This window comes from Commensalibacter sp. M0268 (assembly GCF_016101925.1).
Classification (GTDB): Bacteria; Pseudomonadota; Alphaproteobacteria; order Acetobacterales; family Acetobacteraceae; genus Commensalibacter; species Commensalibacter melissae.
This window is the reverse complement of the sequence record NZ_JACFPQ010000001.1, coordinates 268,997-292,455: the sequence shown is the minus strand read 5'-3', so window position 1 is coordinate 292,455 and position 23,459 is coordinate 268,997. Positions and strand designations below refer to the sequence as shown.

The window sequence follows — 23,459 nt, the reverse complement described above, 5'->3', positions numbered from 1 at the left end:
AAAAGGCAAATACCATTCTATATTCCGCCCAAACCTGCAAAATAAATGACAACGGCCACAAAATTCAATACTGTTGCGATACCAATTTTGTAATAACCCTTGGACAAAAATAAGAAATTTCTCATTATAGAAATTACAATACATTCTATGACAATTTTACCACTCCATGCCAATAATCCAAAAAAAGCGGTTAACAACCAATACATCAAGGATTTTGTCTGTAAATCAAAGATAGCAATACTCTGGGGCCATATTAAAAACGCAATCAGGGATAGCCAGATCAGAAACTGGAGACTGGAAATATAAAACAAGATTGCCTTTTCGTCTCCATCAAAACCATCTTTCTCAATAAAATTCAAAAAATCCGGTATATCTAGAACAAGAAAAAATAGAGAACATGCACATATAAAAAGAGGGCATAGGGCCAAATTTATTAAACTTGTGGAATTATGAAAAAAAAGGACAATATGCGAAAGCTCTGTACTTTTTGTATTTAAACGGCAAACCATAGCGATCAGTAAAATTGCAGGAATATACATGAAGGTTTGGAACATAATCCGCTGCGATTTTTTGAAACATAAAAGAGAGCAATCTTGAAAAACAAGAAAAAATATCAAAAAAGGTACAAATATTAACAATATCGTAACAAAGATAAAATCGGAATTATTGTTAACCAGAATATTTGTTGAAAATATCGGAATAGATATTGCCACAGTTACTAATAATCCAATAATTATTAAATAAATCAGGGTATTGACAGACAATATTTTTTTAAAAAGAAAATTTAAAATTCGTGAATATATAATTTTGATATTTTGTAATACATATTGGGATGATTCCAAAGGTTTTCCCTGAATTTTTCCATTCAACCTTTCCATAAACACCATAATTAAAGGTGCCATACCTAAAATCAATAATACATGAAATAGGATCATTGATAGGGACATCAACCAATACAGAAATATCATCTAGCAAAAAATCCTATTAATAACAAAGAGATAATAATTATAGATATAAAGACTTTCTGCTCATTTTCCCAAATCAATAAATTAAAATAATTTCTATAATTATAAAAGCAACGATAAAATTTTACACTTTTTACATATCCTTTACGTTTTATAACCAAATATTTTTTAAAAAGTAAAATATCAGTCAATATATAGATAAATGTTTTTTCACCAAAACCGAAACTGGTTTTATCAACATGATCCTCATAGACATCCTGTTCTGAAACAGCATATTTTTTTGTGTGATTTATCAACGCTTTAAATTTAATTTTCTCTTTCACAAGATAAAATAAACCCGCCAAGATTAATAAATATATCATTGGAAAAACAGGGGAAAACGAAAATTGCAATTCATCATTTTTGAATGCAAACCAGTATAATTTTTCCGTGTGAATTAGATTTTTTTTTATTGGATAGATTAGAAACGATATTATTCCCGGGCAAAAGGACAAAAGAAATAGACCGGATAAATAAATCCTGATCCCTTTTCCGTTTTTTTGTAAAAAATTAAATGATAGTTTTGACGATAGATTAAATTGATGCCGATTTTTTTTATAAAGATTTAAAAGTAAGTTGATCCATCCCAGAACCAAAAAAAGAAAAATAACAGAATTACATCCTATAAAAAATAATGCAAATATCATATTGAATAAATAATGACTGAATATGACATTCATGCCTAGTTGCAAATTCCCCCATAACAGCGTAAATCCGGGAAATGGAGGAAAACCAGACAACAACAGTGCTAGGCAAAAAAAGGTACAAATTGAAAGTGCCTGATTGATATGTCTTTTCAAAAAAAAAGTTAATAGAAAAGCCAGTGCAAATCCTAAATTCTGAATTAGTAATCCAAAGAAAAGAAAATCATACGTCAAAGACAGTATGGCTAATTTTTGAAAATGAATTGAAAATAAAAGGATGCAAACAAGCTCAAGCCATAATGCATTGTTCAAAGAATATAAATATCGTAACCGATCGTATACAGTTACACTTTTTAAACTGGACCAACCCAAACGCAATGCAGATGTTAAGCCTAGAAATCCAGTAAATAAAATCAAGATAAGGGAAAATTTGTAATCATTAACACTGATGATAAATCTTAATAATGCATAAAATCCAATCAAGCTTTTTAAACAAATCAAATAGAAAGAAATATCACCAATTCTATTAAGTTTTTCATCAGATTTTTCGTTATGAAAAAAATCAAATAATCCAAGCAGAAAACATATAGGCAAAAGCGATAAAAAAAACAGACAATCTATATTATTGGATTGCATAATCCTAGAAAAATCAATATCTCTTGGACTAAACTGGTTATCACTCATAACAGGTAAAAAGCTCATGACCCCCAACAAACATGCAAAAGCAATCCAATAAACCAAATTTTTCTTCTGATCTGCCTGATAAATAATCAATAAAACTAATGATAAAAGAAAAATCAGAAAAAAGAAATTTCCTGCAACAAAAAAGGATATGGCGATAATATTTAAAAAGAGGAAATAACAATTTTTAGACAACAACGGTTGATAATATAAGAATAAAAAGGCAGTCGTAAACAACAACAAAAGGAAAAAACAAGATAGTCCATCTAAATAGAAACTGATTTTATATACGTCACTTAGAATAAAAGGATAAAATGATAATGGATCGGAATGAAATACCAGTGCAAGAAAGGCAAGAAAAGCCCCAGTGATAGATCCATAAAGTGGAAAACTACAAGATAACTTAGGAAAGTAATATTTTTCAGATTTTATAAACCCAACGTTAACAAGATAGAGTATACTTGTTTGATAAAGCAATAAAATGATTCCTAATATGATCAAACACAAAATTAACGTTGACAGAATTTTACCCCCTCAAGACTCATAGTAATTTCAAATAATATGATTTACGAATAATATTTCATAATCGCTTGATCAACTGTATCAACCTTTTTCCCACCCTTTTTCTGTTTGTTTCCAATAAGTCAAATCATGTCCAGCCTTTTTCAGTTTACGCCACCGTTCACGAGCCGCCAATACAAACTGTTCCTCTTTTCCATCAAATAAATCGAACACCCGTTCAAATTGACTGATATCATTCACTGATTGACCATGAACAACAAACAGATAGGCTGCCTGGTTTGGATTTTCCTCAAAAGTCGTCAACCAAATTGGTTGCCATTCAGGATATTCATCCCGATAGTCTTTTGCATGACAACCATGTGGTAACCAAATAGGGTCTATAACATTCCATAAAATCTCTGTCAGTTTTTCCAACTGTTCATCATCCTTGCATAGAACAATCCCTTTTTGTTTTTGTTGTCTTGTGCGTATCAGCAAAGAGGGAAGCGCCTGCTCCATACTTGTTCGGGTCAAATGATAAAAACCAACAGAGGTCATCGAATTCCCTTATTTTTCGTAATAAGTTTCAACAAAATGGTTTAAAAGATTTACACCGAAAGCTGTCGCCCCTTTTGGACCGCAATAATTGGGTTTTGCCGTGTAGGCTGTTCCGGCGATATCCAAATGAGCCCATGGAGTATCATTAACGAATCGTTTTAAAAATTGTGCGGCGGTAATGGATCCTCCATCACGCCCACCAATATTTTTCATATCCGCAAAATCAGAATTGATCGCTTTATCATAAGCATCGCCCATTGGCATACGCCATAATTTTTCTCCGGAATCATGACCGGTTGTCGACAATTTACCTGCCAGTTCATCATCATTTGAAAAAAGACCAGCATATTCATATCCAAGTGCAACAACCATGGCTCCGGTTAATGTTGCAAGATTGACCATGAAACGCGGTTTGAAACGATCCTGCGTATACCAAAGTAAATCTGCCAGTACCAATCGTCCCTCTGCATCCGTGTTCAAAACCTCGATTGTCTGTCCAGAGGCACTGCGAACTATATCTCCGGGGCGTTGCGCATGACCAGATACCATGTTTTCAACCAGACCTACAACACCAATGACATTCACCTTGGCTTTACGTTTGGCCAGAACAGACATCAATCCTGTTACAGTCGCGGCGCCAGCCATATCCATTTTCATGTCTTCCATGCCATTCGCTGGTTTTAAGGAAATCCCTCCGGAATCGAAAGTGACACCCTTTCCAAGAAAGGCGAGAGGCGGATCTTTATCATCAGGATTTCCATTCCATTGCATTACAACCGTATAAGGTTCGTTATTACTACCTTGAGCCACACCCAGAAGGGCACCAAAACCTAATTCTTGCATTTTCTCTTTATTGATAACTTCAACCATAAGGCCCAATGATTCAAGCTTTTTGATACGATTTACAAATTCGGCAGGGTTTAACTGATTAGCGGGTTCATTAACAAGATCCCTGGTCAAATAGACCCCGTCAGCCACCGCAGACAAGCCGGTCCATTGTTTTTGCGCCCCTTCATAGTCAGAAGCCATAATTTTTATCGCTTTTAATTGCCTGAATTCATCTTTTTTACTTTTATCAAGGCAATATTTTTTAAATTCATAATTTTTCAAAACGGCGCCTAAAACAAGATACCCCGCATATTCCGTGAAATCCCAATCCGCCATAATATGAAAAGATTCCACTTTCCTTTGCAAAGCCTGAAGCGCAATTCCACCCACTTCTTTGGCTTTACTGACGGAAAACTTATCCTTCATTCCCAGACCAACGACCAGGATATAATCATGATTTTCATCAGGAGAAACAAGTTTGCAAACCTGTCCAAACTTACCCGTATAATTATCTGCCTTCATCGCCCGATCCAGGGCATTATGAATAATCTTATTAATAACCTTTACAGAATCACCACCCTCATCATTCTCAAACGAGAATAACACAATATTACCTTTTTCTGGTTTATGCAGGTTCGTAAACTGAATATCGAGTGTCACGAAATTATCTCCCCTAAAATAAAGTTACTATATTCTATTCAAATTTATCATTGATCGTAGTATTTATGACTATAAATTACGTCCATTTTTTGAAAAAAAGATACCGGAAATCAATCTGTCACTGATTATAAAGTATTTTTCTCAGCTTTCTGCCTATCTTATCAGATCAATTGACCCTAGTGTTGGATTTTATTTAATGACCCATTTTTCTGATACAGAACTTGTATCGAGAGTTATCTCCATTGCTCAACAGGCTGCTGACGAGATCAATTCTATTCGTAAAACGAATTTTGACATAAAAATCAAAGACGATTCAAGCCCTGTTACCGAGGCTGATAAAGCTTCAGAAGTAATAATTATTCAGGGGCTGAAAAAATATACTCCCTCTATTCCCGTTATTGCTGAAGAGGAAATAGCTTCAGGGATACAAATTCCGGTAAAATCCGAATTCTGGTTGGTTGATCCCCTGGATGGAACAAAAGGCTTCATTCAACATAGTGACAATTTCACGATTAATATCGGTCTGATAAGGGATCATAAACCTGTTCTTGGTGTTGTGGCCTGTCCTGCTTATCACGAATATTTTTTTGGTGTTGTGAATAAAGGGGCTTGGAAAATTGATAAAACTGGCCGAATTATACCCATTCATGTTCTTTCCCCACCCAATCAACAGTTTCGTGTTCTTTTTTCACCTCGATGCATAAAAAATCCATCCTTTGAAAAATTTTTGAAATTATTTAACACTTCATCTGTTGAACGTTTTGGTTCAACCTTAAAAATCCTGCGCATTGCAGAGGGAAAGGCAGATTTACACCCTCGTTTCAGTCCAACCATGGAATGGGACACCGCTGCACCTCAGGCAATTCTCGAGGCTGCAGGTGGAATTATTCACGATTTCAATAATCAGCCATTGCAATATGGTAAAAAAAATTGGAGAAATCACAATTTCTACTGTTCAAGCATACCGATTGATTCTTATTTAAAAAATACAGACTTTTAATTTCAATGACACTTTTACTTACCAACACGCCATTCAATATCCACAAAGCCGCCTCGATTTTACATGATGGCGGATTGGTTTCCTTTGGAACTGAAACAGTTTACGGATTGGGCGCCGATGCCACCAATAACCAGGCTATCGCAAAAATTTATCAGGCAAAAGGACGTCCAAATTTTAATCCGCTTATTATCCATTTTGCACAACTTGAGCATGTTTTCCAATTTGTTGAAAAGAATGATCTGGCATATGAATTGGGTCTTAAATTTTGGCCTGGTCCATTAACTCTTATTTTAAACAAGCAAAAAAACACACAAATCAGCCAAGCCGCAACAGCTCATCTGTCAACAATGGCCGTCCGTATTCCAAATTCGTTAACAGCCCGTCAGCTTATTGAATACAGTCAAAAGCCGATTGCCGCACCTTCCGCCAATGTTTCGGGCCACGTCAGTCCTACAACAGCTCAACATGTCTATCAGGAACTTAATGGAAAAATCGATGCTGTTTTTGATTCTGGTCCGTGTCAAATTGGTGTCGAAAGTACAATTTTGGATGTAAGCGATGATTATCCCAAATTACTTCGACCTGGCGGAATTTCTGCTGAATCTCTGAGTTCCATTTGCGGACCGCTATCTTTTAAAGATTCTGTAGAAACAAAAATTACCGCACCTGGGCAATTAAGTTCGCATTATGCACCTTCTTTAAAAGTTCGTCTGAATTGCACACATGTTTTGGTAAATGAAGCATTGCTTGCCTTCGGTAAAACCACCTTACAGGCCCCTCTTTCGGTTAACCTAAGTCCGACTTCAAATCTTGAAGAAGCTGCGAGGAATTTATTTGCAAATTTAAGGTTTCTTGATACAGAAGGGAAAAAACTCGGATTGCAAAAAATTGCCGTTATGCCTATTCCCGATTATGGCATCGGTCGGGCTATTTGTGATAGACTTCAACGTGCTGCCGCACCTAGACCATAGTTGGAATCATGACTGAAAACATTGATAAAAAAGAGCTGAAAATACTGGCCGATATCCTGGCTTTGGTTCTTGAAAATGAACCAGGTCAATCAGCAAATGCCCTTGAAACCCTGAAAAAAAGGGCAAAAAAGAATATGGTTACTGGTGGAGCAATAAAAAACATTTTTTATTCCATTGCAGAAAACCCACCAAAACCTGAAACAAAATCATCATCCCGCAGTCGTAAAAGCACTACTAACAATGCTGATCTTATCAAAGCACGATCACAGATTACCAGCCTTACTCAAGATATTAATCGATTGGATACTGTCATTCGCAGCTTACGGATTCAAAACGAATCGTTACGTTCCGAATTATTGTTGACGCAACAATCACGGGCAGAAATCCAATCAGTACTTTATAGTAATCAGGCCAAGGAACCCTTTAAAAAAATTCTTGGCATCATTTTTTTCATTTGTGGTTTATTAATTGGCATTGCCACTACCGCTATTTATCACTCTGTTTCTTCAACACCCCCTCCAAATAATTCAATTTATTTAAATTAATGTGAGTTTTTATGGATAATTCTGATTTTATCAATAACCTGACCTCTATTCTTGACACACAAGGAATAATTACAGATCCTAATGAAAAAATTTCCTATGATACGGATTGGCGCGAAATTTTTCACGCTAACAGTCTTGCCGTTGTCCGTCCAAAAACAACAGAGCAGGTTGCTGAAATTGTAAAATTATGCAATGATTACCAAATTGCAATTGTACCTCAGGGCGGAAATACAAGTCTGGTGGGAGGAGCCTCCCCCACTCCAGATAAAAAGCAAATCGTGCTTAGCCTCAATCGTATGAATAAAATCAGGGATATCAATACAATTGACTACACTATGACCGTCGAAGCGGGTCTTGTTCTTGAAGAGGCGCAAAATATTGCTCTCAAATCTGATTTATATCTCCCAATCATGATATCATCACAAGGATCAGCCCAAATAGGCGGAATTATCGCCACCAATGCAGGTGGTAACAACACCTTACGTTACGGTAATACACGTGAATTCATTCTAGGATTGGAAGTAGTTACAGCAAAAGGCGAAATTTTAAATATTTTGCGGCATTTGAGAAAAGACAATACGGGTTATGATCTTAAACAATTATTTGTAGGATCAGAGGGAACGCTTGGCATTATAACGGCGGCAGCTATCCAGCTGCATGCGAAACCAAAATCAACTGAAGTTGCGTTATGCGCCCTTGCAGACATCCATCAAGCCTTGAAACTTTTAAGACTTTTTCACAATTATAATCCTGCTGCACTACAAGCTTTTGAATATATTTCATCAACAGGAATGCAATTAGTTCGTTCTAATATCGAGGACATCTATTTTCCCCTTGAAACAGAAACATCAACTTATATTTTGGTTGAACTGGCTCTGCCTGAAAAAGGAGATAAATTAAAAGCATTACTGGAAACCGTTCTTGAAGAGGCTTTTGAAAAGGGAATTGTATTGGATGCAGTTCTGGCCGAAAGTGAAACTCAACGGCAAAACCTATGGAAATTGAGAGAGGAACAAGCCGAATCCCAAAAAAGAGCTGGTGCAAATATCAAAAATGACGTTTCCGTTCCAATTTCAGCCATTCCTGAATTTATTGTTCGTGCTACCCAAGCTTGCCAGGAAACGTATCCAGGTATCCGCGTCGCACCATTTGGTCATTTGGGGGATGGAAATATCCATTTTAACCTTGTTCAGCCTGAACATGAAGATCCTGATAAATTTATGCAAAAAAGTCACAATTTAATGAATATTGTATCCAAAATCGTGTTTGATCTACACGGTTCTTTTTCAGCAGAACACGGTGTGGGGCAACTTAAAAATTATATGATGTCCGAATGGAAAAGCGAAACTGAACTTGATTTGATGCAAAAAATCAAAAAGGCACTTGACCCCGATAATCTTTTAAATCCTGGAAAAATATTCCCCAAATCTTAAAGATCACGAATAAAATCATCTGCAACTTATTCAGAAAAAAAATAAATTAGTAATATTTTATTCTTGCAATATCTGCCTAGAATAAAATATTGCTATTATCATTCGTTATTATAATTAATTTTACTTTTGTATTTAATTAGAGAAAGCCTTTTAGGTATAAAGCAGGATATTAACTAATGCAATTTTTTACATTCTTGCGTCTACCTATGATTGACCGTTATATTTTACGGCAATTACTAATTGCCCTGATTGCCACCACGGGTGGATTGGCAGCTCTAATCTGGCTAACCCAGTCTTTACGTTTTGTCTCTTTGGTTGTTGAAAGAGGACTGTCCCTTAAAGTTTTCCTACAATTAACCGGTTTGTTAATCCCATCTTTTGTCGCCGTTATTTTACCGATAACAACATTTGTCGTTGTCCAATTCATTTATCAGCGACTGGATGGTGATCGTGAAATCATTGTTATGCGCGCGGCTGGCATATCCTCTTTTTCCTTGGCGAGACCAGGTTTGATATGCTCCATTATTTCAATGATTTTCTGTTATTTATTAAATGTTTGGATTGTTCCAACCTCTTATCACACTTTCCGGAAATTTGAATACAAAATTCGCAATAAAATGGCGGCATTCATGCTGGAGGAAGGAGTATTCACTAACGCTTCTGATAATTTAACCGTTTATATTAAATCCAAAGACAGTAACGGCAATCTACAAGGAATACTAATTGAAGATGATCGCCAACCCAATAATAAGGCAACCATTCTGGCAGAAAGAGGAAATCTGGTCATTCTAAATGATCAACCTCAAGTTGTGTTATTTAACGGATCCAGAGAGGTCATTGATCACAAAACCGGCCGTTTGAATATTCTAAATTTCGAACGTAATACCATTGATTTGTCCTCCAATCGTAACGATGCCGCACGATCCCGTGATGCAACAGAAATGTCAATTTACGAGTTATTACATCCCGATCCAGAAGAGGTTGCCAATAAAGATTACGGGAAACTTGCCGTAGAGGCTCACCGACGATTAACCTCACCTCTGACAATTATGTCTTTTACACTCATTGCTCTTGTCAGTGTTTTAAAAGGAAGTTTTGCTCGGTTTGGCAACATTCTAAGACCTCTGGCAGCAATTTTTACGATTGTGGGTTTGCTCGCCGCCTCACTGATTATGCAAAATTTGGCCAGTCGCAATACCAACCTGATTTTTTTAATGTGGATTATTGCCATACTTCCAGGAATAATCGCTGGTGTAACTTTATTCGGATCTGAAATGATGGCTAAATTACATCATAATGCATCATTCCATCCTTCCTCATACGGCCGAAAGTTATAGATTATGCTCACCGCTTATACAATCTCGATCTATATCGCTCGACAATTTTTTTCGGCTTCCATTTCCATGATTCTGGCCTTGACAGGATTGGTATCATTATTCGACTTTATTGACCTTTTACGTCGCATTGCCACAAGACCAGGAGTTTCAACAAGTATTGTTGCGTATATTGCCCTGGATCATATTCCCAACTTCTGCATGCAGATCCTTCCTTTTGGAATTCTTTTGGGGGGAATAATCTGTTTTTGGAAGCTTACACGATCTTCTGAACTTATTGTAACCAGGGCAGCAGGAATTTCCGTATGGCAGTTCCTAATGGCACCTACTGCCTGTGCCTTTATAATTGGGTTATTTTCCACACTAATCATATCCCCAATTTCTTCCACACTTTACAGGCAGGCAGAAATTCTGGATCAAACCTATTTAACAACCGGTGGTGGAAAACTCACGAATATGTCAGGTGGCTCTTTATGGATAAGACAATCTGATAAAGAATTAACCTCTCGAGGTGTGGCAATTTTGCATGCCCAACAAGTTCATGTTATCAACCGCAATTTACATTTAAGCGATGTTAGTGTTCTAAGATTAGATGAAGCGAATCATTTACTGGATCGTATTGAATCGCCATCAGGATATTTGCAACATAATCTTTACTGGGTATTATACAATGCTTATTCTATAAAACCGAATAAGTTCCCGATTAAATTAGGAACTATTAAAATACCAACTGATTTAACTTTACATAATATCGAAGATAGTTTTTCATCTCCAGAGACCTTATCATTTTGGGCGTTACCAGGATTTATTAAATTGCTAGACAAATCAGGTTTTTCATCCATTAGCCACAGGCTTCATTTTCAAGCGCTTTTAGCCCAACCTTTACTTGCAAGTACAATGGCGTTGGTTGCGGCGGGGTTTGCCACTCGATCAACTCGACGCGGAGGTGTTGCAAGAATGATAGGCTCTGGTATTGCAGCGGGATTTGCCTTATTCACTATTTCCAAAATAGCTGAACGTTTTGGAGAATCAGGTGCCTTGCCAACTTTTATCGCGGCATGGGCTCCGACCGTAGCCGGCTTGTGTCTCGCAATATCCCTACTTATTCATCTGGAAGACGGCTAATGTCTAGATCCTTATCCTCCTTACTTGTTCAAAAAATCATGAAAGCAAGAATCCTTCAAAATCAATATTACTCTTTTCTTGCATTCAGTATTTTAAGCAGTTCTTTTATCGCTAATTTATGGATTTTTTGTTCTGTCACCAATGCCCAACAACAAATGCAAATGGCTCATAGTAATATTGGAAAAACCAATGCGGCACCTTTCAGTGGAAAAGACCCCATCACATTTCAGGCTGACAAAGTTTCCTATGATTCCAAGGCTGGAGAGGTTGTTTGGGAAGGTGACGTGCATATTTGGCAAAATGATCACACCTTGAGGGCTGATAAGGTTACTTTTAACAAGACAACAAACATCGCTACTGCATCAGGAAATGTCGCCATGGTCGAACCCGATGGTGAAATCTTGTTTACCCAGCATACACAACTGGGAAATAACATGCAGGAGGGAATTATGGATCAGGTCTATGCCCTGCTTGCTGATGGAGGCAAACTTGCTGCCAACGGGGCACGTCGGACAGGAGGTAAAGTCCATGATTTTAGTCGATCAGTTTATACCGCCTGCCCCATTTGCGCGAAAAACCCCAAAAAATCACCTTTTTGGCAGTTTCGATCCTATCAGGCTATCCGTGATATGGAAAATCAACGCATTGATTTCTCAGATACTTTCATTGATTTCTGGGGAATTCCGGTATTTTACATGCCTTTCTTTTCAATTACGGATCCATCTGTAAAACGGCGTAGTGGTTTCCTAATTCCCAGTATCAATTGGAGCAGTAAATATATCGGGGCCTACACAACCATTCCCTATTATTGGGCTATAAATAAATGGTCTGACCTAACCTTTATTCCTCTTTTTGCGACCAAAACAGGACCACAGCTTTCCACAGTCTATCGCGCCCGTTTCAACAAGGGAATGTTAAGAGTGGAAGGTGGCATTGCCGATGATACTGTTGGTCAACATGCCTGGTATAATTCCTATGCCGACCGATCTGTAGATAAATTTAAAAAAGGTGCACAAGGCTATTTATTCCTAAAAACAGAATGGGCATTAAACGATCACTGGCGTTATGGTGGAAATATCAATGTCGCAAGTTCTGCAAATTACATGCGTGATTACCGTATTAACGGTTATGGACAAGATACTTTAGAATCTGATTTGTATCTTGAAGGGTTTGGTGAAGGATCCTATTCAAAAGTTAGCGTACAAGCCTTTCAAGGATTAAATCGCGGGGTTATCAACAATTCTGATCTTCCTTTTTCTTTACCTCGATATACTTATAGCTATTTTGGACAACCTGATGCACTAGGCGGAAGATTTTCATTAAACACCACTGATTTTGTTCTTTATCGTCCACGTGGTGTTAATGACCAACGTGGTGAAGTTGCCTTGAATTGGGATAGACCTTTTGATGATAGTGCAGGTAGAAAATGGCTTATTACACTACATGTTGATTCAAATATATATCGAGGAACACATCTCAATGAACAGCCCGGGTTTTACAGAACCAGAAAAAGCCAATTTACAGGACAAGCACTTCCTACATTTGCCGTTAAAATGAATTGGCCCTTCCTGAGAGAGTTTCACATAGGTGACTCAACAGGAACTCAAATCATAGAACCTATTGTTCAATTAATTGCCGCTCCTCATTCAAAAGGTGGCCGCAATTTCTATATGCCCAATGAAGACAGCTGGAATTATGAATTCACAGATACAACCCTTTTTGCCTTAAACCGTTTTCAAGGCACTGATCGTTTGGATGGCGGCGCCCGTGCCAATGTTGGTGTACATGGGAATTGGACCTGGAATGGCCATCAAGTCGATTTTCTTGTCGGGCAAAGCTATCAGGAACATATTCAAGGACACATGCCAGCACGTTCAGGTCTCGATCATCATATGTCTGATGTAGTCTCTCGCCTGCGTATATCCCCTGTCCAATGGTTAACCGCAACAGGAAGAACTCGTGTTGACCCTTATGACGGTAAAGTCAATTTTGCAGACGCTTTATTCAATTTTGGATTCTCTCATTTTGGCATTAATGGTGGATATATATATGAACCTGTAACCCCTTATTATTACTTCTATAGAAATCCATATGATCATGAGGGCGCCTCCAAATTATATTGGCAGAAAACAAACGAATTGACATTGGGTGTTTCAACCGATTGGGATCATTGGCATGCCTCCGCCTTTGGAAGAAGAAGCATTTCACGAAAGGAAACAGTTGCCTATGGAGGTACTGTTGGTTATCGAAACGACTGTTTTAGTGCCGATGTAATTTATTTCAAACAAAAAACAATGATTAACGGTGAAGAAAATAGTGACATGGTCCTATTTATGCTAAACTTCAAGACAATTGGCGTATTTGGAATTAACGGATGATGACAATTATTATGTTTATGCTATCAGAAACTGTATTAAAATATAAAAAATATATCATATCATTCCTATTGGCTGGTTACGTTTTTACAGGTCACGGTATTGCACATACCATGGCAAATATAAAACATCACGCCATTTCCAATTCCCCAATACCTCCAACAACTTTGCATGATGGTGAAGATCTCTCATCTACAGCAACCTCATCTGATGATGAAAACAAAATTATCGCCATTATTAATGGTCAATTATTGACACAGCGCGATATAGCAAATCGTGAGAAACTCTTTGAATTAACAGCCGGAATTCATTTAAGTCCTGAAGTGATGCAACATATGCGTCCACAACTGATTAAACAGATGATTACCGAGCGCCTGCATATTCAAGAAATGCTAAGACGCAGCGTCAACATTTCCCCTGAACAGATTGCCAAGGCAATTTCAGGAATTGAAAAACAAAATAATATGCCTGAACACGCCTTAAGGGATAAATTGGCTGAGGATGGAGTTTCTTTAACCACTTTAATTGATCAAATCAGATTGCAAATTGGTTGGGGAAAAGTGGTGCAACAAGAATTGGGCACCCAATCGCGAATTACTGCGAAAGAAGTTGAACAGCGTGAAAAAGCCCTTAAACAAGAAGTGGGACAACCTGAATATCTTATCAACGAAATATTCGTACCGGTTGAAAATGCTCGTCACCCTGAACAAGAATTGCAATTTACTGAAACCATTATTCAGCAATTACGTAATGGTGCTGCTTTTCCGATTGTAGCGGCCCAATTTTCACAATCCCAGAGTGCATTACAGGGTGGTGCATTGGGATGGGTTCAAGAAGACAATCTGGATCCAGAAGTGGTAGCTATTGCAAGAAAAATGCCTATTGGTGCAATCTCAAATCCTATTAAGGTAGCAGGCGGCTATATTATCGCAATGCTTAGCGGACGCAGAACCATTGGTAATGAGATGGGAACCCTGATGAAAATACGACAGGTTTTCTTACCTTTTAGTTCCAAACTGAACCCTCAACAACCAACCCCGCAACAGGTTGCCACATTAAACCAAACAACAAAATATAAAAACACTTTACATTCATGCCAACAAATGGAAGATGCCAATAAAAAGGCTGGAAACATAAGACCTTCCGATCCTGGAGAACTTCAACTTGAACGCTTAAATCCTGAAATGGCTAACATACTTAAAGATTTGCAACCGGGTCAAATCAGTAAACCTTTAGTTTCCCTTGACGGTATCTCATTGCTTATGGTCTGTTCAAAGGAACGCAAAAATCTTTCCGACATTTCTGCAAGTGAAATTGCCAATCAGTTATTGAATCAACGTGTTGAACAAGCCTCTCAACAATTAGATCGCGATTTACATAGACAAGCTATTATCGAATATCACACCTCTGTACAAAATAATGACCCCGACAAAAAACAATCAAAACAACATTCTTCCCCCTCTAAAGGAAACAATTCATAAACATAATCTCTTGGCTAAAAAATCACTGGGACAACATTTTCTGCTTGATCCAAAAATCAACGAACAGATTATTGGTCTTGCTGGAGATCTTGAAAATAAGAACATTATCGAGGTTGGTCCAGGCCCAGGGGGACTCACACGTGCTATTTTATCAAGTAATGCCGAAACTGTCACAGGTGTAGAGATTGATAATCGTGCCGTTATCCTATTACAAGAATTAAAAAAATATTACCCGCAACGATTTAAAATTGTTGAACGAAATGCTTTGAAGTTTGATTTAAGCACTTTATGTCAAGCACCAAGACAAATTATTTCAAATTTACCTTATAATGTTGGAACCGCTCTTTTACTAAATTGGTTAAAACAGGCAAATCACTGGGAACGCTTTACCTTGATGTTTCAGCAAGAAGTTGCCTATCGAATTTGTGCGGCACCGAATACTGAATTTTATGGTCGGTTATCCGTTATTTCTCAATGGATTGCGTCCTGTACCATTCTTAAGCAAATTCCACCGGGTGCTTTTTTTCCTCCACCAAAGGTTTATTCATCCGTGATACAAATTATTCCATATAAAAAACAACCTTCCCTTGCCTTATTTAAAGCAATGGAGACCATTACTGCCGCCGCCTTTGGCCAACGTCGAAAGATGTTACGAAGTTCTCTTAAATCAATTAACGGAAAAACCCTACTTGCAAAAGCCAGTATTGATGAAACAAGAAGAGCGGAAACTTTGAGTATTAATGAATTCGACCTGCTAGCCCGTCTTTATCTTGATAAGCAACATTCATAAAATTCAACTTGGACACTTATTTTTCAAACATATAATTTCGTGTCAAAGGTACGGCGGTTAAGGAAGGGGAAATTTGCAACTGAAAATTCATATGATTATGGTAATAAAAAGACAATTCTGCTGCTGATAAATAAAATTCAAACATTCTATAGAATTTTTCATCATACATAGCAATTATATCCTGTTGATGGTTTTTAAAATTCCCTAACCAAAAATGAATGGTTTTTGCATAATGTAAACGCAGGATTTCACAATCAGTTACCCATAATCCGTTTTTTTCAATAGCAGCAAATGTCTCACTCAATGAAGGAGAATAACCGCCAGGAAATATATATTTATTAATCCATGCATTTGTTGAACCCGGACCATCTGATCGACCTATGGAATGAAGAAGCATAACTCCGTCAGGCATCAATATATTTTTAATTTCCTTAAAAAAATCCGTATAGTAATGTATACCCACATGTTCAAACATACCAATTGATACAATCCGATCGAAAGATCCCTTGACCAGCCGATAATCCGTTAAATAAAATTGAACTTTATCTTGTAGCTTTTCCTCTTTGGCTCGATTTCTGGCAACTTGCAATTGTTCCTGGGAAAGTGTTATCCCTGTTACTTCCACATCATATTCTCTGGCAAGGAATAAAGCCATGCCGCCCCAACCACAACCGATATCCAAAATTTTTAGATTGGGTTTATTTAACAAAAGCTTATTGGCAATATGTATTTTCTTTGCTTTCTGAGCCTCCGCCAGATTTTCATTTCCATTTTTAAAATAAGCACATGAATACTGCAAATCTTGATCCAGAAAAAGCTCATATAAATTTTTTCTTAAATCATAATGATGTGCAACGTTTTTCTGGGATTGCTGAATACGATTTAGTTGTGACCAGAACCGTTTGCAATATCGCCATATGGAAGCAATTTTTTCACCGATATGATCATGAGATAAATCATTACTCATTAAAATATTCAGAACATCGTAAATTGAACAATTGACAGGACGGATTTCGCCACTCATATAACCCTCACCAAAAGCCAACCCAGGATTTATGAGTAATCGTTTGCATATTTCAAGTGTTAGCAATTCAACGCAAGCATAATGCTTACTTTGTGCATGTCCATAAAATTTACTATGCTTATCAGGATAAATAACCTCCAAATATCCTTTTTTTATCAAATGCTTAAAAATTGAATCCATTAATTTCATCATATCTTGCTTATTTCTTATCATTTTGAAAAAATAGAATAATCATATGAGAAAAATTATTTCCATTTGTAAATCAATGATATCGCAAAAAATTATTCATTAACAGATAAAAAAACGAGAGGATAAACCTCTCGTTTTATCAAAATTCCATGAAAAAAGAATATATTCAAAATGTTTTATTCAGAAACAGCTTTTTCCTCTGAAACCGCTTCAGTTGGGTCATCCTGTGGTGTATTTTCAAAAACTTCCACAGCCGTTGCTTCACCTTGTGCCTGACGTTCAGCCTCTTCGACGGAACGGGCAACATTAACTTTAACATCCAAATGGATTTCAGGATGAAGTTGAACTCTCACCTGATATAATCCCAACATCTTAATTGGATGGTGAATTTCAACCTGTTGACGGGAAATCGTTAACCCTTCCTTGGAAACACCTTCACTAATATCTCGTGCGGAAACAGATCCATAAAGGTTTCCGCTTTCACCTGCCTGACGAATAATCGTTACAGAAAGTCCCTCCAAACGTTCCAAGAGGCGTTCAGCTTCTTCACGATGTTTAATGTTTTGTGCTTCAAGCTGGCTACGTTCCCTCTCAAAACGTTCACGATTTATCGCTGTTGCACGAATGGCCTTACCTTGAGGAAGCAAATAGTTACGGGCATAACCAGGCTTAACTTTAACAACGTCCCCCATTTGCCCCAATTTTGCTATTCTTTGAAGTAGGATAACTTCAGTTGCAGACATATTAATGTTCCTCCTCAATCCTGAACAAATGGCAATAAAGCGAGGAAACGGGCACGTTTGATTGCCTGTGCCAATTCACGCTGTTTTTTTGCGGATACGGCTGTAATACGGCTTGGAACGATTTTACCGCTTTCTGATAGAAAACGAGATAACAAACGAATATCCTTATAGTCGATCTTTGGTGCATTTGCTGATGAAAAAGGACATGTTTTGCGTCTGCGATGAAAAGGACGACGAGCACCAACAGCAATACGACGTGCAGCTATATTTACCTGAATTTCTTCTGACATGAATTAAGCCTCCCTATCCTCTTCAACTTCGATTGAAGAAACAACCACTTCTTCGTCAACCAGATCGGAAGCATCTTCATCTTCTGAAGCATGTTTACGACCGCTGTCAAAGCGACCGGATGCTTTTGATACAGAACGATTTGAAGTACGTTCCTTTTCATCCCCTTTACGTGAAAGCGTTGGAGAAGGTGTATCATCAATTTCTTCCACCCTTAGGGTCAGAAAACGTAAAACATCTTCATTCAGATTAAATTGACGTTCAATTTCCTTGATGGTTTCTGGTTTAGCATCAATGCCCAAGAGCATATAGTGACCTTTACGGTTTTTCTTGACTCTATAAGCAAGGTTGCGTAATCCCCAATATTCGCGTTTTTTAACGGAACCTTCTTCATTTTCAATCAAAGAAGCAATTCCATTAGCAATGTCTTCAACTTGTTGTTGAGTCACATCATTACGTGCAATAAACACGCATTCATATAATGGCATAATATCTCCCTTCGGCTGACTTCAACCCAATTACCAAAAAATTATTGGCATATATTCTTTCATCTAGCGGGTATAGCCAAGGCATAGCCGTTAAACCTTGGCAGGAAAGAAGATTTCTAGAAACCATAAAAAATAAAAAAATGCAAGTCCTATAAACTATAATCTTCCATAAATAATTAGTTTCCTTATTGTTTATTAGAAAATATCTATATAGAAGACTACAATTTTAAGAGTTGTATCAAATTGAAAAAATCTTATTGGATCTTAGTTATCATCCAAAAATGACCGTAATTTGCGACTACGACTTGGATGTTTTAATTTACGCAAGGCTTTTGCCTCAATCTGGCGAATACGTTCACGTGTGACATTAAACTGCTGTCCAACTTCCTCCAGCGTATGATCTGTATTCATTCCAATACCAAAACGCATTCTCAAAACGCGTTCTTCCCTTGGGGTCAAGGAAGCCAGAACACGTGTCGTCGCTTCTCGTAAATTTGTCTGGATTGCTGCATCCAATGGAATAACAGCACTTTTATCCTCGATGAAGTCCCCTAAATGGCTATCCTCTTCATCACCCACTGGAATTTCCAGTGAAATAGGTTCCTTAGCGATTTTTAATACTTTTCTTACCTTTTCCAGGGGCATCCCGAGTTTTTCCGCCAACTCTTCCGGCATTGGTTCCCTGCCAATTTCATGCAGCATCTGTCGTGAAGTCCGCACTAATTTATTTATAGTTTCAATCATATGAACAGGAATACGAATTGTTCGAGCCTGATCAGCAATTGAACGAGTAATTGCCTGACGAATCCACCAAGTTGCATAGGTTGAAAATTTATATCCTCGACGATATTCGAATTTATCAACCGCTTTCATTAAACCAATATTGCCTTCTTGAATCAAATCCAAAAATTGCAATCCACAATTCGTATATTTCTTTGCAATTGAAATGACCAACCGCAAATTCGCTTCGATCATTTCTTTCTTGGCACGAGACGCATCGCGCTCACCATACGAAACTGTAGAAAAAACCCGTCTAAATTCTGTTACCGGCAATCCCACCTTTTGAGAAAGCTCGGCAATTTGATCACGATATTGACCAATTTCTTTACCGTATTTTTCAACGTAAAGTTTCCAGTATTTGCCAGGTAAATTTCCAACCGCTTCAAGCCAGTCAGGATTCAATTCATGACCATGATATTTTGATAAAAAGTCATCACGGGAAATTTTGCATTTTTCCGCTGCACGCAACATACTTCCCTCTAGGCTGGCAAGCTTTTTGGAAACCGTTTTCAACTGTTCCACAAGAAATTCGATTTTATTACTTTGCAAATGAATTTGCTGAACCTCTTCAATAAGCTTATCCCTTAAAGCCTCATATTTTGTCTCAAATTTACTGGTAAGTTTTTCACCGGCCTGAATCGTTTCCAAGCGCTGAGCCTGTAACTCATATAACTTAGGATAGTTCTTTTCAATTTCACTGAAATGTTTGAGGATCTCGTCCTTATGCTTTTCCTCTAGAGCTGCAAGAGAAAGATTATTTTCTTCATCTGCGCCACTCTCCGTTTCTTCACCATCCTCATTTTCCTCCTCACTGTCGCCAGAAGTATCATGATCAAGCGAAGCGGACAAAGAATCATCCATATTTGACAATTCAACCTGATCATATTCATTCTCAGTTGCTTCCAGATCAACAATATCCCTTAACAGCACCTCTTCGGTTTTTAACTGTTCATACCACCCAATGATTGCCCTAAAAGTCAGGGGGCTTTCACATAATCCTCCAATCATCTGGTTCCGTCCAGCCTCAATCCGCTTGGCAATGGCAATTTCCCCCTCGCGCGAAAGAAGTTCTACCGCCCCCATTTCACGCAAATACATCCTAACGGGATCATCGGTTCGACCTGTATTTGTTTCAGTTGCAACCGTTTCTTCCGAATCATCTTTATCTGACTCATTTTCGGATTCTTCACCATCCGCATCCTCTTCTTCATTCTCTATAATCTGGATGTTCATTTCTGAAAAAATAGCCATAACATCTTCAATCTGTTCAGAAGACATTTTATCTTGGGGCAAGATAGCATTCAATTCATCTAAAGTTACGTAACCGCGCTCTTTCCCTTTACTTATCAAACGTTTTACAACAGCGGATTGTGTATCCAAAACATTTGTATCGTTATCACTTGAATTTTCTTCAATTTTAGATGGTGTTGTGACTGCCATTTTTGCCTCAAAAAAGCTTCCTAATTCTACCTAAACCTTAACTTCAAACTTACCTTTAAGGTATGCTTTAAATTATTTATAAAATTTATATGCTTGCTAATATTAACATTGGCTCACAAAACTGACTTTCGCACGATGAATACTATAAAGAATTACTAAACAACATTTACAGCCAAATCTAAAGCAACATATATTAGACATGATATCTACAGAAAGATAAATCAAGTCTTTATCATATCCCTAGCTAACAATTATTATAAGAAATCATCCTCCTGTTCATTGTTTGAACCTGTCCTGGCAATTTCAAGGGCTTTTACACGTGCGACAAAAATATTCTGATGCTGTTCATCTGGAGATTCAACCCATGCTTTGCGAGCCAGCTCAACCTGGTTTTCAAGTTCCTGAATATTCAATAACCCATAGAAATGCCACCATTGTTTTTCAATTAAATGTAAATCAAATTTTTGCGATAATTGATCTGAAGAAGAAATAGAAAATTCATCATTAATTGCATTAATTAAATCAGAAAAACCCTCTTTTTCAAGGAAATTTATTCTATCATCTAAGGTCGTTCCTTCAAAAGGAATTCCAACAAAAAATTCTCTCAACTTAATAAATTTTGCAGGCAAGTATAGCTGACAAAAAGCGGACTCCACAGAAAAAAGAAGTTCTGGATAATGCAGCAAGATAGCGAATAAAATGCAAATCCTTTTATAATCAATCTGTTCCTTATCAATTTTTTGAATCCGATTTGACAAATTTACATCAGTTTTTTTTGCAAATGTTCCATATCGGTCGGCTTTTGGATAGAATTGCTGATAAAAGCGATCCAATAAAATACGGCGATATTCCTTTGACAGAATCTTGTCATCAATATGCTGAGCAATTGAAATTAGCCGCGTTTTCAACGCAGCCCGTTGTTCAGGAGATTTTATATCCACATGAGCCGATACAATCCCGTATATGGCATCACATAAGGATTGTTTTTTAGGAATAAGCTTTAAAAATGCCTCTCCACCCTGATTCTTAACAAAACTGTCAGGATCCTCACCTTCGGGAAGTGTCAAAAAATTCAATGTATGTTCAGAAGTTAAAATCGGTAAAGATTCCTCAGCTGCATGCAACATGGCCTTGTGCCCAGCCCTATCCCCATCAAAACAGAGAACGGGTTCGGGGGTTACACGCCATAACAAACCCATCTGATCTTTTGTCAAAGCCGTACCCAATGGTGCAACCGCTCCATGAAATCCTGCCTGATATAACGCAATGACATCCATGTACCCTTCAACAACGAGAACTGTATTATATAATGGATCCACCTCCTTTCTCACAAAAAGTGATGATAAACGATTTAGCCCAAATAAGGTACGACGCTTTGAAAATAAAGGGGTTTCTGGACTATTCAAATATTTCGGCTGTCCATCGCCAATAATTCTTCCGCCAAAAGCGATAGGTCGACCCTTACGATCATGAATGGGATAAATTACTCGATTAAAAAATAGCTCCCCACCCCATTCAGTATCAGATTTTTTTCGTAGAAGTCCAGCCTCTCCAATAAGTTCAAGATCATATCCTTTTTCCTTTAAGAAATGGATAAGACCTCCACGACCATCTCCAGACCATCCCAGTTTAAATGTTTCAAAAGTTTCTTTCAGAATTCCACGTTCAAGTAGATATTGCTTACCTGTCTTAGCCAAAGGTGTATCTAGGGCCAAACGATAATAATCCTGTGCGGCAAGCATAACATCGTATAAACTATGCTGCTTTTCAATCCTTTGCCTGTCCTGATATGTCTGTTCAGGAATATCCAATCCTGCCAGCGCGGCAAGCTCTTTAATTGCCTCACCAAAGGTTCTTCCCTCACTTTGCATAACAAAGGAAATAACATCACCATGGACACCACATCCATAACAATGAAAATGATCCTCATAAATATAAAATGAAGGTGTTTTCTCCCCATGAAAAGGACAACACGCTTTCCAGAAACGCCCTGAACGAGTAAGTTTTACTTTCCGTCCGATAACGGTATGAATCGGGATACGTTGCCGCAATTCTTCCAGAAATCTTTGATCAAACGCCACAAATCACCCTAAATAAATTAAGAGAGTTTAGCCTTTACCAATCCGTTTACCTTAGAAAAATCAAGAACAGAACCATAATTTTCCTTTAGGTAACCCATAACCTTGCCCATTTCCTTAATAGACGAGGCTCCTGTCTTTTCCACTGCCTCATCTACAACGTCCCGCATTTGATCTTCATTTAGTTGCGCAGGCAAAAACGTTTCAATAATCGTGATTTCCCCCTGTTCCTTTTCAACCAAATCCTGACGATTTGCCTTTTGGTACATTTCCACAGATTCACGACGGGACTTTACCATACTTTTAAGCATTGTGATAATTTCATCTTCGCCAACCTGATCAATGCCCTTTGGACGAGCATTAATATCCAGATCCTTCAATTTGGCCCCAATCATCCGTAACGTGGTGACTTTGCCTGCCTCTTTAGCCTTCATGGCGGTTTTCAATTCTTCTTTAAAACGTTCACGCAAACTCATTTTTTTCTCCATTCTTAAATTGT

The 23,459-nt window shown here is 37.6% G+C and carries 20 protein-coding genes; 9 read left to right on the top strand and 11 right to left on the bottom strand.

Annotated features, from left to right (window positions below):
* Positions 1-17 precede the first annotated feature (17 nt).
* The 4 genes from H3R28_RS01320 to H3R28_RS01305 form a co-directional block, all read right to left on the bottom strand.
* Positions 18-554 carry a hypothetical protein gene (locus H3R28_RS01320; RefSeq protein WP_155580710.1) on the bottom strand — a complete coding sequence of 179 codons (537 nt, stop codon included), beginning with the start codon at positions 552-554 and terminating at the stop codon, positions 18-20.
* Positions 555-964: 410 nt separating this feature from the next.
* Positions 965-2,350: a hypothetical protein gene (locus H3R28_RS01315; RefSeq protein WP_198209235.1), complete on the bottom strand. Its 1,386-nt coding sequence runs from the start codon at positions 2,348-2,350 to the stop codon at positions 965-967.
* A 582-nt stretch (positions 2,351-2,932) separates the two neighbouring features.
* Positions 2,933-3,388 (bottom strand): DNA polymerase III subunit chi, encoded by a 456-nt coding sequence (locus H3R28_RS01310; protein WP_155565745.1) that lies wholly within the window; start codon positions 3,386-3,388, stop codon positions 2,933-2,935.
* Positions 3,389-3,397: 9 nt separating this feature from the next.
* Positions 3,398-4,876 carry a leucyl aminopeptidase gene (locus H3R28_RS01305; RefSeq protein WP_198209237.1) on the bottom strand — a complete coding sequence of 493 codons (1,479 nt, stop codon included), beginning with the start codon at positions 4,874-4,876 and terminating at the stop codon, positions 3,398-3,400.
* Positions 4,877-5,072: 196 nt separating this feature from the next.
* Here H3R28_RS01305 and cysQ point away from each other — a divergent pair, with 196 nt between their 5' ends.
* The 9 genes from cysQ (at position 5,073) to rsmA (ending at position 15,930) form a co-directional block, all read left to right on the top strand.
* Positions 5,073-5,876, top strand: coding sequence for a 3'(2'),5'-bisphosphate nucleotidase CysQ (cysQ, locus tag H3R28_RS01300; protein WP_110438346.1), 804 nt, complete (start codon positions 5,073-5,075; stop codon positions 5,874-5,876).
* Positions 5,877-5,881: 5 nt separating this feature from the next.
* Entirely contained in the window at positions 5,882-6,847 is a 966-nt protein-coding gene (locus H3R28_RS01295) for an L-threonylcarbamoyladenylate synthase (protein WP_155569489.1), read from the top strand.
* A gap of 8 nt (positions 6,848-6,855) precedes the next feature.
* Positions 6,856-7,392, top strand: coding sequence for a hypothetical protein (locus tag H3R28_RS01290; protein WP_198209239.1), 537 nt, complete (start codon positions 6,856-6,858; stop codon positions 7,390-7,392).
* An 11-nt stretch (positions 7,393-7,403) separates the two neighbouring features.
* Complete coding sequence (locus H3R28_RS01285; protein ID WP_198209241.1) at positions 7,404-8,825, top strand: FAD-binding oxidoreductase; 1,422 nt, start codon at positions 7,404-7,406, stop codon at positions 8,823-8,825.
* A 176-nt stretch (positions 8,826-9,001) separates the two neighbouring features.
* Positions 9,002-10,162, top strand: coding sequence for an LPS export ABC transporter permease LptF (gene lptF / locus H3R28_RS01280; RefSeq protein ID WP_198209243.1), 1,161 nt, complete (start codon positions 9,002-9,004; stop codon positions 10,160-10,162).
* Positions 10,163-10,165: 3 nt separating this feature from the next.
* Positions 10,166-11,284, top strand: coding sequence for an LPS export ABC transporter permease LptG (lptG, locus tag H3R28_RS01275; RefSeq protein WP_110438351.1), 1,119 nt, complete (start codon positions 10,166-10,168; stop codon positions 11,282-11,284).
* On the top strand, positions 11,284-13,662 hold the full coding sequence (locus H3R28_RS01270) for an LPS-assembly protein LptD (protein ID WP_230880515.1): 2,379 nt from the start codon (positions 11,284-11,286) through the stop codon (positions 13,660-13,662). The genes lptG and H3R28_RS01270 overlap by 1 nt, the downstream gene beginning before the upstream one ends.
* On the top strand, positions 13,659-15,140 hold the full coding sequence (locus H3R28_RS01265; RefSeq protein WP_155567159.1) for a peptidylprolyl isomerase: 1,482 nt from the start codon (positions 13,659-13,661) through the stop codon (positions 15,138-15,140). Before H3R28_RS01270 ends, H3R28_RS01265 begins: the two co-directional genes overlap by 4 nt.
* On the top strand, positions 15,079-15,930 hold the full coding sequence (rsmA, locus tag H3R28_RS01260) for a 16S rRNA (adenine(1518)-N(6)/adenine(1519)-N(6))-dimethyltransferase RsmA (protein ID WP_198209245.1): 852 nt from the start codon (positions 15,079-15,081) through the stop codon (positions 15,928-15,930). The genes H3R28_RS01265 and rsmA overlap by 62 nt, the downstream gene beginning before the upstream one ends.
* 16 nt (positions 15,931-15,946) lie before the next feature.
* On the opposite strand, the gene H3R28_RS01255 is transcribed toward rsmA, so the two are convergent.
* The 7 genes from H3R28_RS01255 to H3R28_RS01225 form a co-directional block, all read right to left on the bottom strand.
* On the bottom strand, positions 15,947-17,146 hold the full coding sequence (locus H3R28_RS01255) for a cyclopropane-fatty-acyl-phospholipid synthase family protein (protein ID WP_155565751.1): 1,200 nt from the start codon (positions 17,144-17,146) through the stop codon (positions 15,947-15,949).
* 173 nt (positions 17,147-17,319) lie between these two features.
* Complete coding sequence (gene rplI, locus H3R28_RS01250) at positions 17,320-17,886, bottom strand: 50S ribosomal protein L9 (RefSeq protein WP_110438355.1); 567 nt, start codon at positions 17,884-17,886, stop codon at positions 17,320-17,322.
* A gap of 14 nt (positions 17,887-17,900) precedes the next feature.
* Complete coding sequence (gene rpsR, locus H3R28_RS01245; RefSeq protein ID WP_110438356.1) at positions 17,901-18,176, bottom strand: 30S ribosomal protein S18; 276 nt, start codon at positions 18,174-18,176, stop codon at positions 17,901-17,903.
* Positions 18,177-18,179: 3 nt separating this feature from the next.
* Positions 18,180-18,662: a 30S ribosomal protein S6 gene (gene rpsF / locus H3R28_RS01240; protein WP_122123875.1), complete on the bottom strand. Its 483-nt coding sequence runs from the start codon at positions 18,660-18,662 to the stop codon at positions 18,180-18,182.
* A gap of 264 nt (positions 18,663-18,926) precedes the next feature.
* On the bottom strand, positions 18,927-20,882 hold the full coding sequence (gene rpoD / locus H3R28_RS01235) for an RNA polymerase sigma factor RpoD (RefSeq protein WP_198209247.1): 1,956 nt from the start codon (positions 20,880-20,882) through the stop codon (positions 18,927-18,929).
* Between the two features lie 254 nt (positions 20,883-21,136).
* On the bottom strand, positions 21,137-22,963 hold the full coding sequence (gene dnaG, locus H3R28_RS01230) for a DNA primase (RefSeq protein ID WP_198209249.1): 1,827 nt from the start codon (positions 22,961-22,963) through the stop codon (positions 21,137-21,139).
* Positions 22,964-22,980: 17 nt separating this feature from the next.
* Positions 22,981-23,436 carry a GatB/YqeY domain-containing protein gene (locus H3R28_RS01225; RefSeq protein WP_198184566.1) on the bottom strand — a complete coding sequence of 152 codons (456 nt, stop codon included), beginning with the start codon at positions 23,434-23,436 and terminating at the stop codon, positions 22,981-22,983.
* Positions 23,437-23,459: the final 23 nt, after the last annotated feature.